Genomic DNA, 14,401 nt, shown 5'->3' with positions numbered 1-14,401 from the left:
GGAGAAGACCGTACCGGCAATCGGCGCCCCGCTCCCCCCGTTCGGCCCCGGATTCAGCCCCCCGTTTGACTACAAACCGGATATCTCACCCGCGATCCGCCATGAACTGCCATCCTTTGTGACGGCATGTACCCGTTGCCGTTGACGCCCCTCGCGCGTTGAACCCTCCGAGCACGCTCGACGCGGAGCGTAGTGGCACGGCGGAGGAGGGGTTTCCCTTGGTGGAGGCCGGAGTGGACAGCAGCAGCTCGCGGACGACGGCCCTGCACCAGCCGCGTCAGGACCGCAGCCCTTCGCCCTGCGCACCCCAGGCACCGGGCCTCGGGCCCGACGCCGGCCCGTGCGACCTCGTCACCGTCCCCGCCCGCCAGGGCCTGGAGGCGGTCGACATCCTCCGGCTGCGCGACGGCGTCGGCCCCGTGCTGCACGACGGCGAGTGCGACACCCTCGGCTTCCTGGTGCCCCCCGGCACCGCCGACGCCTGGGACGTCCCGGGCAGCGCCTGCACCCAGACCCACGGCCGGGGGCTGCGCGTGGTCCCCGACGAGCAGCCCCTCACCGGCGCCGGCTGGCTCGTCGCCCCGGAGGCCGCCTTCTCCTCCGCCACGGACCCGGCGGTCCTGCGCGACGCCCTCGGCGAGGCCGCCCGGACGATCGCCGCGGTCGACCGCTGCCGCTAGCCGCTCCGCGCCGGCCGGTCCGGGCGGTGTCGCGGGCCGGTCCCCGTCCCTGGGCGATACTTGCCGGGTGGGCAAGGTCAAGAAGAAGCAAGGGCGCGGCCGCGCCGCCGAAGCGGTCACGGAGCAGGTGGCGGGCGGGCTCGCCGAGCTCGTGCCCGACCGTGACCGCCCCCGCGGCTTCACCCTCCTGATCGACGGCGCGCCCCAGTCCCACGTCGACCTCGACGACCCCTCCTACCTGGACTTCGCCTACCAGCGCAGGCTCGGCCACCTGGCCGACCTCGTGGCGCCGCCCGGCAAGCCCGTCCAGGCCGTGCACCTGGGCGGCGGAGCCTTCACCCTCGCCCGGTACGTCGCCGCGACCCGCCCCCGCTCGACCCAGCAGATCGTCGAGATCGACGCGCCGCTCGTCCAGTTCGTACGGCGCGAGCTGCCGCTGGACAGCGGGTGGCGGATCCGGGTGCGCAGCGTGGACGCCCGCGAGGGACTGGCCAAGGTGCCGGACGGCTGGGCCGACCTGATCATCGCCGACGTGTTCTCCGGCGCCCGCACCCCCGCCCATCTGACCAGCACCGAATTCGCGGGCGAGGTGCGGCGGGCCCTGCGGCCCGGCGGCTTCTACGCCGCGAACCTCGCGGACGGCCCGCCGCTCGCGTACGTGAAGTCCCAGATCGCGACCGTGGGCACCGTCTTCCCCGAGCTCTGCCTGACGGCCGATCCGGCGGTGCTGCGCGGCCGCCGCTTCGGCAACGCCGTGCTGCTCGCCTCCGACCACGCGCTGCCGATCGCCGAGCTGACCCGCCGGGCCGCCTCCGACCCGCACCAGGGGCGCGTCGAACACGGCCGGGCGCTGGCGGACTTCACGGGCGGCGCGGCACCGGTCACGGACGCGGCCGCCAAGCCGTCGCCGGAGCCGCCGCCGTCCGTGTTCGAGTGACCGTCCTTGTTCGAGTGACCGTCCTTCGACTGACCGCGGCACCGGTTGCCGGTCAGGGCCGCCAGCGCACCCGGTGCTCCGACCAGTGGTCCCACGTCGACATCATGGCCTCCCAGCCGTCCGGGAACTTCACCGTGACCCCCAGCTGCACCGGCTCCGTCGACGGGTGCTCGTCCAGCAGCCGGTCCACGCCCGCGCGGCACACCACGATGCACGCGTGCCGGTGCCGGGAGGCGAGGACGCACAGGCGGCCGGTCTCCAGGTGGAAGGCCGTCGCGTCGGGGCGGCCCGAGAGCGGGTGCAGCATGACCGTCACGTCGAACTCACGGCCCTGCAGCCGGTTCGCCGTATCGACCGTGACGCCCTGCACGCCCAGGCCGGCGAGCGCCGCCCGGACCGCCGCGGCCTGGTCGCGGTGGGCGGTGCCGACCGCTATCCGGGCGGCCGTCAGCGGCACCGGATCGGGCGCCGCCTCGCTGACCGTCACCCCGCCGCGGTCCAGCAGCCGCCGGACGACGTGCGCCACCGCGCCCACGGCCTCCGGGTCCGTGCGCGGCGTGTGACGGGCCGGCAGCTCCAGCAGGCCCCAGCCCGAGACGGCCGCCTCGTCCAGCACGCGGTCCGGGCCGGAGCCGTCCGAGGCCACGCCGAAGGACAGCCGGCGGTCGCCGTGGTCCGTGCCGCTGCGGAAGGGCGTGTACGGATAGAAGGCGGCCGACACCAGGGGCGCGGCCGAGGCGGGCAGCCGCCAGGAGACCGGCAGCCGGTGCTGGGGCAGGCCGGGGTTGTGGGCGAGCAGCGTGCTCACCGCGCTCGCCGACGGGTCGTACGAGAGCCCGGCCCACTGCGCGACGCCGTCGGCCCCCACCACGCTGAACGGGTCCAGCTGGCCCGGGTCGCCCACGAACAGCGCCCGCTCGAAGAGCCCGGCCACGGCCAGCAGGGCGTCCGACCGCATCTGATAGGCCTCGTCCACGATCGCGTGGCCCCACGGCTCGGCGACCTTGGTGTGTGCCCACTTCGCGGCCGTGGACACCACGACCGGCAGCCCCGCCAGCTCGGCCGCCTTCGCGGACGTCACCACCGAGGGCAGGGCGTCGAGCGCGCGGTCGTAGGGGCTCGCGTCGCTGCTGTGCAGCCGCCCGACCGGCAGCTCGGGGTCCTTCGCGGCCAGCCGCAGCACCAGGTCGTCCACCTGGGCGTTGGTCTGGGCGACGATCATCAGCGGGCGGCCCGCGGCGGCCAGCTCCCGCGCGGCGCGGACGACGAGCGTCGACTTGCCCGCGCCCGGCGGGGAGTCGACGACGACCCCGCGCTCCGGGCTGTGCAGCGTGTCGTGCAGGATCCGGGCCGTCACCGCCTCGGCGGCCGCGCCCGGATCCGCGGCGCGCCCGCGCTGCGGCGGCAGGGCACCCTCCATGGGCACCGTGAACGTCTTCACAGCAGATCCTCCGAGGTCACCGGGTCGGGCAGCTCGGCCGCCGGCTCGCCGGGCGGGCCGCCGTGCGTCCAGGGCGTGCGGTCGGGGTCGGGCAGCTCGGGGCCACCGCGCGGGGCGTGCTCGAAGAGCGTCCAGCAGACGCGGTCGCCCTTCTCCGGGACCGAGCCGGGCTCGGGCACCTTGCCGCGCCCCATGCCGCCGGTCAGACGCACCGTCAGCGCGCCCGGATCGCCGGGCACATGGCCCGCGAACTCGGCCGACTGCGACTTGCCGCCCGGCAGGGCGCGGTGCACCTTCACGCCGTCGGCGAGGAACGGGCTGTCGTCCGTGCGCAGCGTGACCAGCGGCCTGGGCCGCGGCACCTTCGCCTCCGTGTACTCCATCACCACGTCGGTGACCTCCCCCGCGAACGCCTCGCCCGCCAGCCGCCGCCCGGCCATCACCAGCGGATCGTCCAGTGCCTCCTGGGCGTCCAGCTGGGCCTGCGCCGTCTCCCGCGCCGCGAGCTTGCGGGCGGCCGTCACGGCGTCGTCCCGCCGGGGCTGCGGGGGCTCGCCGGCCCGTACGCGGTCGCGGTGCGCGGTGTAGGACCAGCGGTCGCGCTTCCAGCGCTCGCCGACCCGCTCCCCCTCGGGCAGGGCGCGCAGCAGGTCGACGCCGCGCCAGACCGCCTCCCACGTGGGGCGCAGCTGTGACTCCAGGAGCTCGCGGATCTCCTGCTCGGCGCCGGGCAGGCCCGCGTCGAAGCGTGCGGTGGCCGGGGCCAGGAGCTTGTTGTCGAAGGCGGGGTCGGTGGCCGGGCCCGCGGGCGGGTGGAGCAGCTGCCCCGCGGCGTCGCGCGCGAGCTCCGCGCGCAGCGCGGCCTCCGCGCCCGTCAGCCCGGCCGGGGGGTCGGTCCAGGCGAGCAGCGCCCCCAGGTGCTGGTCCTCCAGGGTGCTCTGGCCCGTGGCCCAGTGGCGGGCCAGGAGCTGCGTCACCGGCAGGAGCAGCGACGAGCCGGGGACGCGGGCGCGCTCGCCGAAGTGCGTGAGCCAGCGGCCCAGGAGCGGGACGCGCGGCGGGGCGGGGTGGGGCGTCTCCGGATCCTGCTCGGCCGTGCGGCGGAAGCGCATGGAGCGCCCCAGCAGCCGGACGTAGGCGACGCCCGCCGCGCTCGGCACCAGCAGCTGCGGCGCGCCCGCGCACAGCTCGACCTCGACCGTGACCTTCTTGCCGGTCTCGGGGTCGGTCTCCTTGCGCTCCTCCGCGGTGACGTCCTCGGCGAAGCCCTCGATGTACGGCAGCATCTCCTCGGCCAGCTCGGCGAGGAAGGCGGAGCGCAGGTCGCGGTCGCGCGGCTGCGGCACGGCCAGGAGGCGGGGCCGCTCCCGCTCGGTGCCCACGAGCGCGCCGAGCGGGGCGCCCGCCTCACCGGCGGTGGTCAGCGGGACGAACACCAGCGGGCGCTCGGCCAGGTGACGGTGGCGCACGGTGGTGAGGGGCCGGGCCCGGCCGTCCCGCACGGCCTCCATCCGGGCGAGCGTGGCGATCAGCGACATGCGGCCTCCGTTCCGGCGAGGGCAGGTGCAGGGGCAGGCGCGGGGAAGGGCGCGAGGGCGAGGGCCTCGGAGCGGAGGGCGGCGGCGCGGCGCAGCGCGACGACGGTGGGGTCGGGGGCGGCATCCGCAGAGGCGCCCGGGGACGCAGGACCGCCGCCGACCGCCCCGCCCGCCGTCCCGTCGAGCGCCGCGGCGAGCACGGACTCCACCGTGGTCAGGCCGCCCAGCTCCCCGCGCAGCCCGCGGCCCAGGGCGGCCACGGCTCCCTCGGCCCGGGCCCGGGCGCGGCAGTGGAAGGCCAGCTCGCAGGCGGCCAGGCACTCCGGTGCATAGGCGGCGTCGACCGCTTCGACGGCGGCGGCGAGCTCTTCGGCGGGCCGGGTGGCCGTCCGGCCGTCGTCGGCCAGGCGGAGGTCGAAGGTGGTGCCTGCGGGCAGCGCCGCGGCGATGTCCTCGACGCGGGCGAGCCGGGCGAGCTGGCGGCGGGTGGTGGCGCGCGGCTTGCGGACGTCGACGAGCTCGGCGACCGGGACGTTGGCGAAGTCCTTCGGGCAGACGAGCAGGATCTCGTGGCGTACGCGCGCGCCGCCCCCGCTGTCCCCGCCGTCCCTGCCATGCCCGCTGTCCCCGTCATCCCCACTGCCCACACCGCCCCCAGCGTCCCCACCGGCGGTGCGGGCCGCGAGCTCCTCCAGGGCCAGGACGTAGACGGCGGCCTGCCGGGCGGCGGCGCCGACCTTGCCGGGGTCGGCCGCGCCGTCGATCACCGGGAAGGACTTGATCTCGACGACCGTCCACGAGCCGTCGGGGTGGACGACCACGGCGTCGGGCTCCAGGAAGGCGGGGGTGCCGGACACCGGGAGGGCGAGCAGGGGGTGGTCGAGGAGGGCCCAGCGCCCGGCGGCCGTGGCCTCGCGCAGCGCGAGCGCCGTCCGGGCGGTGCGGCCTTCGGGGCCGCTCGCGGTGAGGTCGGGGACGTCCACGGAGCCGGGGCCCGGGGCGGGCGTGCCGTCGCGCAGGCGCTCGTGGAGCAGGCGGACGAGCTCCGTACCGCCGTCGGCCTTGGCGCGGGCCTCGAAGGAGTGGCCGCGCACGATCGCGAACTGCGACTGGCCGAAGGCGGCCGGCGAGCCGAGGGCCGTGGCCAGGGCGCCCTTGTCGACGCCGGCGCCGTCGAGCAGGACGCGGCGCCGGCAGCCGGGGTTGGCGGCGAGGGCCGCCAGGGCGCGGGCGTCGAGCGGGCGGGGCGGGCGGCCCGGCCCGCGCAGCTCAGCGAGCCGCTGCCGCAGGGTCGCCGGTGCGGCTGTCGCCGGCCGTGCCGTGGGCCGGCTGTCGGGGGATGTGGTCACTGGCGTCCGCCTCGTGAGGTCGCTGCGGCGCTCCCGGACGGCCGTCTCCGGCGGCGGTGCCGGAGGCCGCAGCCCGGGGAAGCGCTGTACCCGCCGAAGTCTCGCACCCGCCACTGACATTCGCGGGCGTCCCGGCCGTTTCGCCGCGTCCCGCGCCGACCGGGCGGCCCTTGACCAGGCTGCCCTTGAACAGGCGGCTCTTGAGCCGGTCCGCGAGGCGCAGCGCGGGCTTGGCCAGCAGCAGGCCGGCGACCATGACGGCGGCGCCCGCGACGGCGTCGAGGAAGTAGTGGTTGGCGGTGCCCATCACGACGAGGGTGATGGCGAGCGGGTAGACGACTCCGGCGGCCTTCGCCCAGGCGGTGCGGCCCTGGCGCCAGAGGACGACGCCGCACCACAGGGCCCAGCCGACGTGGAGGCTCGGCATCGCGGCGTACTGGTTGGTCATGCCGCCGAGGCCGCGGGGGGCGCTGGCCTCACCGCCCCACCAGCCGTAGGAGGCGTACTGGGCCATGGTGTCGACGAAGCCGTAGCCGGTGTCGAGCAGCCGGGGCGGGCAGGTGGGCAGCAGGGTGAAACCCACGAGGCCGATGAGGGTGGAGATCATCAGCCAGCTGCGCTGGAGGCGGTATTCGGCCGGGCGCCGCTTGAAGAGCCAGATCAGGATCGCCGGGGTGAGCAGATAGTGCAGCGAGGCGTAGGCGAAGTCGGCGGGTATGCCGATGGCCGGGTGGTCGGTGAACAGCCGGTTCAGCGGGTGCTCGAAGTTTATTCGGAAGGTTTTCTCAAGATCGAGAATCGCCAGTCCGTGGTCGACGGCGGGCTGCACGCCGCCGCGGACCAGCAGCCGGCCGGCGGAGTACAGCGCGTACACCACGGCGATCAGCGGCAGTTCGGTCCACCAGCGCGGCCGCTTTCCTTGTGGTGCGGTGCGGTACATCCGGACGCTCTCCATTAGTCAGACGGCCAACAAGCGCGCATGCCACCGTACGGTGTACGTCGCATCGATCGCACACCGCCCCGCGACTTGAAGGAAACCCCGAGTTCGCCCGCTGTTCTGCCGTGCCGACAGGTGTGCGGGGGAGGAGACGCCTCGATTGACGCCGGGGTTGCCTGTGACCGGTGTGAGGAACGCGTCGGCCGGGTGAGCGATGATGGAGGACGAGCAGATCGTTTCTGTCGTTGTCCTTTTGAAATACAGGGGCAGTGCGGTGATCTGTGACGAGTTCTGTTGGAAAAATCACCGAAGACCCGTCGCCGAAGACCGTCGCCGAAGACTGTCACGAAGACGAAGACTGTGAAGGGGCGCTTCATGGCACCGCGGATCCTGCTGGCCCGGCACGGACAGACCGAGTGGTCGCTGTCCGGCAAGCACACCGGCCGCACGGACATCCCGCTCCTCGACGAGGGCCGCCGCGGCGCCAAGCTGCTGGGCGAGCGGCTGCACCGCGCCCCCTGGGACGGCCTGCCGGACACCGAGATCCGCACCAGCCCCCTGCTGCGCGCCCACGAGACCTGCGAGCTGGCCGGTTTCGGCGACCGGGCGACCGCCTGGGACGCACTGATGGAGTGGGACTACGGCGCCTACGAGGGGATGACGCCCGCCGAGATCAAGGCGCAGCGCCCCGGCTGGCTGATCTGGCGCGACGGCGTGCCCGGGGGCGAGACCCTCGCCGAGGTCAGCGCCCGCGCCGACGAGGTCGTCGAGTGGGCCCGCTCCGCCGACCGCGACGTGCTGGTCTTCGCCCACGGCCACATCCTGCGCACCATCGCCGCCCGCTGGATGGGCGAGGACATCTTCTTCGGCTCCCGCATCCGCCTCGACCCCACCTCGCTGTCCATCCTCGGCTGGGCCTACGGCGCCCCGGCGCTCGAACGCTGGAACGACACCGGTCACCTCGCCTGACGCCCCCGCCCGTCCCGGGCGCCCCCGCGCGAGCTCCCTCCTACGGGTGAGGAGGGCGCGGCCGGAGCGACGATCGCCTCATCCGAGGGAATGATCGGATGCCGGAAGGGACACGGCGCGGCTTCGCGGAGCGGGACCGTGCCGTCGACAGCGAAGGGCGTGAGAGCGATGGCACCCGGCAGCGTGACGGAAACGGGCACCCCCGGGCGCCCTGCGCAGGTGCCGTGAGCCGCGCCCGCCGTCGCCGCGAGGCGGCCGCCGGCATCGCCGCCACCACCCTCGCCGCGCTCCTCTTCGCCGCCTGCGCGGAGGATGCCGGGAGCGGTGAGGACGGCGGGAGCGGCACCGGTGGCCGGAGCACCACGGTCACCGTCGGCACCTTCGGCGTCTTCGGCTACAAGCAGGCCGGTCTCTACGCCGAGTACGAGCGGCTGCACCCCGACGTCACGATCAAAGAGAGCGTGATCGAGCGGAACGACGCCTACTACCCGCAGCTCCTCACCCACCTCGCGGCCGGCGGCGGCCTCGCCGACGTCCAGGCCGTCGAGACCGGCAACATCAACGAGATCGTCACCACCCAGGCCGACCGCTTCGTCGACCTCTCCCGGGCCGCGGGCGTCCGCAGGAGCGACTGGCTGCGCTGGAAGTGGGACCAGGCCACCACCCGCAGCGGCCGCACGATCGGCCTCGGCACGGACATCGGCCCCATCGCCGTCTGCTACCGCAAGGACCTCTTCCGCAGGGCCGGGCTGCCCACCGACCGCGAGAGCGTCGGCAGGCTCTGGGCCGGCGACTGGCAGAAGTACATCGACACCGGCAAGCGGTACAAGGCGCACGCCCCCGCGGGCACGGTCTTCACCGACTCGGCCGCCGGCATCTACAACGCCTCCGTCCACGCCCACGCCGAGCGCTACTACGACCGCGGCGGCCGTCCGGTCTACCGCTCCAGCCCGGCCGTCAAGGAGTCCTGGGACCTGGCCATGCAGGCCGCCCGGGGCGGGCTGACCGCCCGGCTCAAGCAGTTCGAGAAGCCCTGGGACCAGGCCTACGCCAACGGCCGCTTCGCCTCCGTGGCCTGCCCGCCCTGGATGCTGGGCTACATCAAGGAGAAGGCGGGAGCCGCCGGCAAGGACAAGTGGGACGTCGCCGCCGCGCCCCGCCCCGCCAACTGGGGCGGCTCCTTCATCACCGTGCCCAGGGCCGCCCGGCACCGCGCCGCGGCCACCGCCCTCGCGGTCTGGCTCACCGCCCCCGAGCAGCAGGCCAAGCTCTTCGGCCGGCAGGCCAGCATCCCCTCCACGCCCGCCTCCTACGCGATGCCCCTCGTCCGGGACGCCCGCAACCCCTACTTCGGCGGCGCCCCCGTCGGCCGGATCTTCTCGGATGCGGCCCGTGCCATCCCGACGCTGGTCATCGGCCCGAAGGAGGCGCAGATCGGCACGGCCTTCACCGACGTCGGCATCCCCCAGGTCGAGCAGCAGGGCAAGTCCCCCGAGGCCGGCTGGAAGGCGGCGCAGAAGGAGATCGAGAACGCGGTGGACGCATGAACAGGGCGCACGTATACAAGGCGCACGCATGAACAGGGCGGACGCATGACGGCCACGGCCGGGACCGTCGAGGAGGCCGGGGCCCCCGTCCCCCGCCCGCCGGGCACGCACGGCAGGGCCCGCCCGGGCCCCTGGCGCAGCCGCCTCTACCGCTGGGACGTCCGCTACAGCCCGTACGCCTTCATCGCGCCGTTCTTCCTCTTCTTCGGCGCCTTCGGCCTCTTCCCGCTCCTCTACACCGGCTGGGCCTCGCTGCACCGGGTGGAGCTGGCCGCGCCGGACCACATGGAGTGGGTGGGCCTGCACAACTACACCCGCCTGCTGGACGACGCCTTCTTCTGGAACGCCCTGCGCAACACCTTCACCATCGGCGTGATCTCCACCGTCCCGCAGCTGCTGATGGCGCTCGGCCTCGCCCACCTCCTGCACTACCGGCTGCGCGCCGCCACCTTCTGGCGGGTCGCCCTCCTCACCCCGTACGCCACCTCCGTCGCCGCCGCCACCCTGGTCTTCGTCCTCCTCTACGGACGCGACTACGGCATGGTCAACTGGGCCCTGGGAGGCCTCGGCATCAGCCCCGTCGACTGGCAGAACGGCACCTGGAGCTCCCAGTTCGCGGTCTCCTCGATCGTCATCTGGCGGTGGACGGGCTACAACGCCCTGATCTACCTGGCCGCCATGCAGGCCGTGCCCGACGAGCTGTACGAGTCCGCGGCGCTGGACGGGGCCTCCCGCCGGCAGCAGTTCCGCTACGTCACCGTGCCCGCCCTGCGCCCGACCATCCTGTTCACCGTCGTCGTCTCCACCATCGGCGCCACCCAGCTCTTCGGCGAGCCCCTGCTGTTCGGCGGGGCGGGCGGGCAGAAGGGCGGGGCCTCGCACCAGTTCCAGACCCTCGGCCTCTACCTCTACGAACAGGGCTGGTTCAACTTCCACCTCGGGCGCGCCTCCGCCGTCGCCTGGACGATGTTCCTGATCCTGTTGCTGATCGCCGCGGCCAACATGCTCATCGCGCGGCGGCTGCGGAAGAGCCACTGAGGGACTGCCGTGACGATCACGACGACCGGACGACCGAGACCCGAGGGCCCCGGGCCCCAGCGGGCCCCGTCCCGTGCGGCGGCCCTGCGCCGGCTCCGCCGCCCCCGGCTGCCGCACCGGAGCGCGTCCGGCGCGGCCCGCACGCGCGCGGGCCGGCAGCTGCACGGCGGCCCCCTGACCTACGCGGTGCTGTCGCTCTTCACCGCCGGCTCGCTCTTCCCGCTCGTCTGGACGGCGGTCACCGCCTCCCGGGACAACGCCCGTCTGGCCAGGACCCCGCCGCCCTTCTGGTTCGGCACCCGGCTCGCCGAGAACGCCGGCACCGCCTGGACCGAGGCCAACATGGGCCTGGCCCTGCTCAACACCCTGCTCGTCGCGGGCACCGTCGCGCTCGGCACGGTCGTCTTCTGCACCGTCGCCGGCTTCGCGTTCGCCAAGCTGAAGTTCCGCTTCAGCGGCGCGCTGCTGCTGCTCACGGTCGGCACGATGATGGTGCCGCCGCAGCTGAGCGTCGTCCCCCTGTTCATGGTCATCGCCGAGCTCAAGTGGACCGACCAGCTGCAGTCGGTGGTCCTGCCCACGCTCGTCAGCGCCTTCGGCGTCTTCTTCATGCGGCAGTACTTGCTGGAGGCGCTCCCCGGCGAGCTGGTCGAGGCGGCCCGCGTGGACGGGGCGAGCAGCCTGCGCGTCATCTGGCACGTCGTCTTCCCCGTCGCCCGGCCCGCGATGGCCGTGCTCGCCATGCTGTCCTTCGTCCAGGCCTGGAACGACTTCTTCTGGCCGATCATCGCGCTGACCCAGGAGAACCCGACCGTGCAGGTGGCCCTCACCGGGCTCGGCCGCGGTTACGTCCCCGACCAGTCCGTGATCATGGCCGGCGCGCTGCTGGGCACCCTGCCGCTGCTGCTCGCCTTCACCCTCTTCGGCAAACAGATCGTCGGCGGCATCATGCGGGGCGCCGTCAAGGGCTGACCCCGCGCCGCTCCCCCTCCACGCCCCCACCTCCCGGGAGACCCCGATGACCGTGAACTTCCCGCCCGGCTTCCTCTGGGGCACCGCGACCGCGGCGTACCAGGTCGAGGGCGCGCCCCATGAGGACGGCCGCACGCCCTCCATCTGGGACACCTTCTCCCACACCCCGGGCAAGACCCTCGGCGGCGACACCGGCGACACGGCCACCGACCACTACCACCGCCGCGCGGACGACGTCCGGCTGATGGCGGACCTCGGCCTCGGCGCGTACCGCTTCTCCGTCTCCTGGCCGCGCGTGCAGCCCACCGGCCGCGGCCACGCCAACCAGCCGGGCCTGGACTTCTACCGCGCTCTCGTCGACGACCTCCTCGACCACGGCATCCGCCCCGTGCTGACCCTCTACCACTGGGACCTCCCGCAGGAGCTGGAGTCGGCGGGCGGCTGGCCCGAGCGCGGCACCGCCCACCGCTTCGCGGACTACGCCCACCTCGTCGCCGAGGCCCTCGGCGACCGCGTCGAGATGTGGACCACCCTCAACGAGCCCTGGTGCAGCGCCTTCCTCGGCTACGGCTCCGGGGTGCACGCCCCCGGCCGCGCCGACGACGTCGCGGCGCTGCGCTCCGCCCACCACCTCAACCTGGCCCACGGCCTGGGCGCCCAGGCCCTGCGCGCGGCCCTGCCCTCGCACGGGCAGGTGTCGGTCACCCTCAACCCCGGCGTCGTCCGCGCCTTCACCGACGCCCCGCAGGACGTCGACGCCCAGCGGCGCATCGACGCCCTGGCCACGCGCATCTTCACGGGCCCCATGCTGCACGGCGGCTACCCCGAGGACCTGCTCGCGGACACGGCGGCGATCACGGACTGGTCGTTCGTGCACGACGGCGACCCGGCGGTCATCAAGCACCCGCTCGACTCGCTGGGCATCAACTACTACACGCCGACGGTGGTGGCGGCCGCCACGGACAACGTCCTGCCGGGTGAGGCCCGCGAGCCTTCGCCGTTCCCCGGGGCCGCGGGCGTCGCCTTCCACCGCCCGCCCGGCAAGCGCACCGCAATGGACTGGTCCGTCGACCCCACCGGCCTGTACGACCTGCTGGTCCGCTTCGCCGAGGAGGTCCCCGGGCTGCCCCTGGTGGTCACCGAGAACGGCGCCGCCTACGACGACAAGCCCGACGGCGACGGCGCGGTGCACGATCCGGAGCGCATCGCCTACCTGCACGCCCACCTCGACGCCGTCCGGCGCGCGATCGCGGACGGCGCCGACGTGCGCGGCTACTTCCTCTGGTCGCTGCTGGACAACTTCGAGTGGGCCCACGGCTACAGCAAGCGCTTCGGCGCGGTGCACGTCGACTACGCCACCCAGGTCCGTACGCCCAAGTCCAGCGCCCGCTGGTACTCCCAGGTGGCCCGGACGGGCCAGCTCCCGCTGTACTGACCGGTAGCGGGATCGGGGACGGCCGCCGGGGGGGGGGCGCCCTTGCGTCGCGCAGGACAATGGATGGCGGTGCAGACGATCCTGGAGGTATGTACATGTCCGAGCCGCAGTCGGCTCCCGACGCGGGCCCGACCGAGCGACCGCGCCGCCTGAAGCCTGCGCAGCTGCTCTTCGAGCCCCCGGAGGCGGTCGCCGACCCCGAGCACTTCTTCGACCTGGAGTCGATCGAGGACCCCCGCGAGCTGCTCACGCGCTCCACGGAGCTCGCGCTGGCGTTCCGCGCCGCAGCCGACCGGGCGACCGAGTACCAGGCGGTGGCGGCGGCGCAGCTCGCCGACCCCCGGCGGTTCGACCGGCTGACCACCGCCGTGATCGCCGAGCGCGCCGAGTGGAGCGAGGACTACGCGAAGAAGATGGTCGAGTTCGGCCGCGATCTGCTGCGCGGCAGCCGGACCGGCGAGTGACCCGCGTGCCGTGACGCGCGCCGCACCCCGGCCCCGCGGCACCGTGCACCCCGAACGACCCCGGCACCCCGGCCACCCCGGGCGACCGGAACGGCCCATGGCGGAGACCATGGGCCGTTGGCATATGCGGCGCGAAAAATAGCGCACCGCACCCCGCCCTGTCCCGACTTCCGCAACTACCGGATTCCGCAGCGCCCGCACCGCCCAGCATGGGCGCCATGACCTCTCGGCAGTACGACCCGCGCGATCCCTTCTCCCTGCGCCCCGGCGCTCCCGGCACCCCCTCCCGGCTGCCCCGCTCCGCCCACGTCACGCTCGCCGGGGCGGACTGGCTCGCCTCGGCCAGCCCCTTCCCCCGCAGCGTGCACGCCTTGTGGATCGACTGCCCGGCCAGTCCGGTGGTGCTGCCCTGCGGCGTCGCCTTCGACGTGGTCAGCGCCCCCGACCTGTTCGGCCGCCGGGTGCTGGACCGGTTATGGGAGAAGGGGCCGGGCTCCGGGCCGGTCGCCGCCCAGCGCGGCCGGCTGCAGCTGTTCGCGGCCCCCGGCACGGCCCAGCGCCTGCCCGCGCTGCTCGGCTGGGAGGAGTGGGCGCGCGCGATGCCGCCGCTGCTGTGCCACGGCACGGGCGACGCCGTGACCGTCCCGCCGCTCTACCCCTCCGGCCCGGAGGAGCCCGCGCCGCCCGTCTCCCGCTGGGTGGTCGCCCCCGAGGTGCGCCATCCGTGGCTGCCGGACGCCGAGGCGCTGCTGTGGGCCTGTGTGCGGGTGGCCCGCGCGGCGGCCGGCGCGCCGCTCGCCGAGCCCCCCGCCCGGGCGGGACAGCGCTCTGCAAACCTCTCCCCCAAGCTCTCCTCCAAGGTCGCCCCCGAACCCGCCCTGTGACCCGGGCCACCCCGCTGACCTGCACGAGCGCCCTCGCAGCCCGCTGAAACATGCGGATTTTCGTTCCACCCGATCAGGGTGCTAGAGTCTTCTCTGTCAGCAGGCGCCGCTAGCTCAGTTGGTTAGAGCAGCTGACTCTTAATCAGCGGGTCCGGGGTTCGAGTCCCTGGCGGCGCACAGACAGCCGAAGGCCCTCACCGTCAGGTGAGG

General features: G+C 74.4%; 13 protein-coding genes and 1 tRNA gene. 10 read left to right on the top strand and 4 right to left on the bottom strand.

Going from position 1 to position 14,401, the window contains the following annotated elements; all coding sequences use genetic code 11:
- The first annotated feature begins 233 nt into the window (after positions 1 to 233).
- Both IE241_RS06280 and IE241_RS06275 read left to right on the top strand, forming a co-directional pair.
- Positions 234 to 680, top strand: a complete 447-nt coding sequence (locus IE241_RS06280; protein WP_229898863.1) for a hypothetical protein — start codon at positions 234 to 236, stop codon at positions 678 to 680.
- Between the two features lie 67 nt (positions 681 to 747).
- Positions 748 to 1,617, top strand: a complete 870-nt coding sequence (locus tag IE241_RS06275; RefSeq protein ID WP_190020626.1) for a spermidine synthase — start codon at positions 748 to 750, stop codon at positions 1,615 to 1,617.
- 52 nt (positions 1,618 to 1,669) lie between these two features.
- Here IE241_RS06275 and IE241_RS06270 read toward each other — a convergent pair whose 3' ends face one another.
- The 4 genes from IE241_RS06270 to IE241_RS06255 are packed head-to-tail and all read right to left on the bottom strand — an operon-like array spanning position 1,670 to position 6,885.
- Positions 1,670 to 3,037 carry an AAA domain-containing protein gene (locus IE241_RS06270; RefSeq protein WP_190021057.1) on the bottom strand — a complete coding sequence of 456 codons (1,368 nt, stop codon included), beginning with the start codon at positions 3,035 to 3,037 and terminating at the stop codon, positions 1,670 to 1,672.
- Positions 3,038 to 3,054: 17 nt separating this feature from the next.
- Complete coding sequence (locus IE241_RS06265; protein WP_190020625.1) at positions 3,055 to 4,596, bottom strand: hypothetical protein; 1,542 nt, start codon at positions 4,594 to 4,596, stop codon at positions 3,055 to 3,057.
- A complete protein-coding gene (locus tag IE241_RS06260) occupies positions 4,587 to 5,945 on the bottom strand; it encodes a hypothetical protein (RefSeq protein WP_229898861.1) in 1,359 nt (452 codons plus the stop codon). Before IE241_RS06260 ends, IE241_RS06265 begins: the two co-directional genes overlap by 10 nt.
- On the bottom strand, positions 5,866 to 6,885 hold the full coding sequence (locus tag IE241_RS06255) for a phosphatase PAP2 family protein (protein WP_190020624.1): 1,020 nt from the start codon (positions 6,883 to 6,885) through the stop codon (positions 5,866 to 5,868). Before IE241_RS06255 ends, IE241_RS06260 begins: the two co-directional genes overlap by 80 nt.
- Positions 6,886 to 7,257: 372 nt before the next feature.
- Between IE241_RS06255 and IE241_RS06250 the strand changes: the two genes are divergently transcribed.
- From IE241_RS06250 to IE241_RS06215, 8 genes are all read left to right on the top strand, one after another.
- Complete coding sequence (locus IE241_RS06250; RefSeq protein ID WP_190020623.1) at positions 7,258 to 7,851, top strand: histidine phosphatase family protein; 594 nt, start codon at positions 7,258 to 7,260, stop codon at positions 7,849 to 7,851.
- Between the two features lie 224 nt (positions 7,852 to 8,075).
- Positions 8,076 to 9,398: an ABC transporter substrate-binding protein gene (locus IE241_RS06245; RefSeq protein WP_229898859.1), complete on the top strand. Its 1,323-nt coding sequence runs from the start codon at positions 8,076 to 8,078 to the stop codon at positions 9,396 to 9,398.
- A 45-nt stretch (positions 9,399 to 9,443) separates the two neighbouring features.
- Entirely contained in the window at positions 9,444 to 10,436 is a 993-nt protein-coding gene (locus tag IE241_RS06240; protein WP_190020621.1) for a carbohydrate ABC transporter permease, read from the top strand.
- 9 nt (positions 10,437 to 10,445) lie between these two features.
- Complete coding sequence (locus IE241_RS06235; RefSeq protein ID WP_190020620.1) at positions 10,446 to 11,408, top strand: carbohydrate ABC transporter permease; 963 nt, start codon at positions 10,446 to 10,448, stop codon at positions 11,406 to 11,408.
- Between the two features lie 46 nt (positions 11,409 to 11,454).
- Positions 11,455 to 12,843 carry a GH1 family beta-glucosidase gene (locus tag IE241_RS06230; protein WP_190020619.1) on the top strand — a complete coding sequence of 463 codons (1,389 nt, stop codon included), beginning with the start codon at positions 11,455 to 11,457 and terminating at the stop codon, positions 12,841 to 12,843.
- Between the two features lie 95 nt (positions 12,844 to 12,938).
- Positions 12,939 to 13,307: a DUF8844 domain-containing protein gene (locus tag IE241_RS06225; protein WP_190020618.1), complete on the top strand. Its 369-nt coding sequence runs from the start codon at positions 12,939 to 12,941 to the stop codon at positions 13,305 to 13,307.
- A 218-nt stretch (positions 13,308 to 13,525) separates the two neighbouring features.
- Complete coding sequence (locus IE241_RS06220) at positions 13,526 to 14,191, top strand: bifunctional DNA primase/polymerase (RefSeq protein ID WP_229898857.1); 666 nt, start codon at positions 13,526 to 13,528, stop codon at positions 14,189 to 14,191.
- Positions 14,192 to 14,294: 103 nt separating this feature from the next.
- A tRNA-Lys gene (locus tag IE241_RS06215) sits at positions 14,295 to 14,368 on the top strand.
- Positions 14,369 to 14,401: the final 33 nt, after the last annotated feature.

This window comes from Streptomyces hiroshimensis, from assembly GCF_014650335.1.
Taxonomy (GTDB): Bacteria; Actinomycetota; Actinomycetes; order Streptomycetales; family Streptomycetaceae; genus Streptomyces; species Streptomyces hiroshimensis.
The sequence above is the reverse complement of the archived record's forward strand: the minus strand, read 5'-3'. Positions and strand labels throughout refer to the sequence as shown.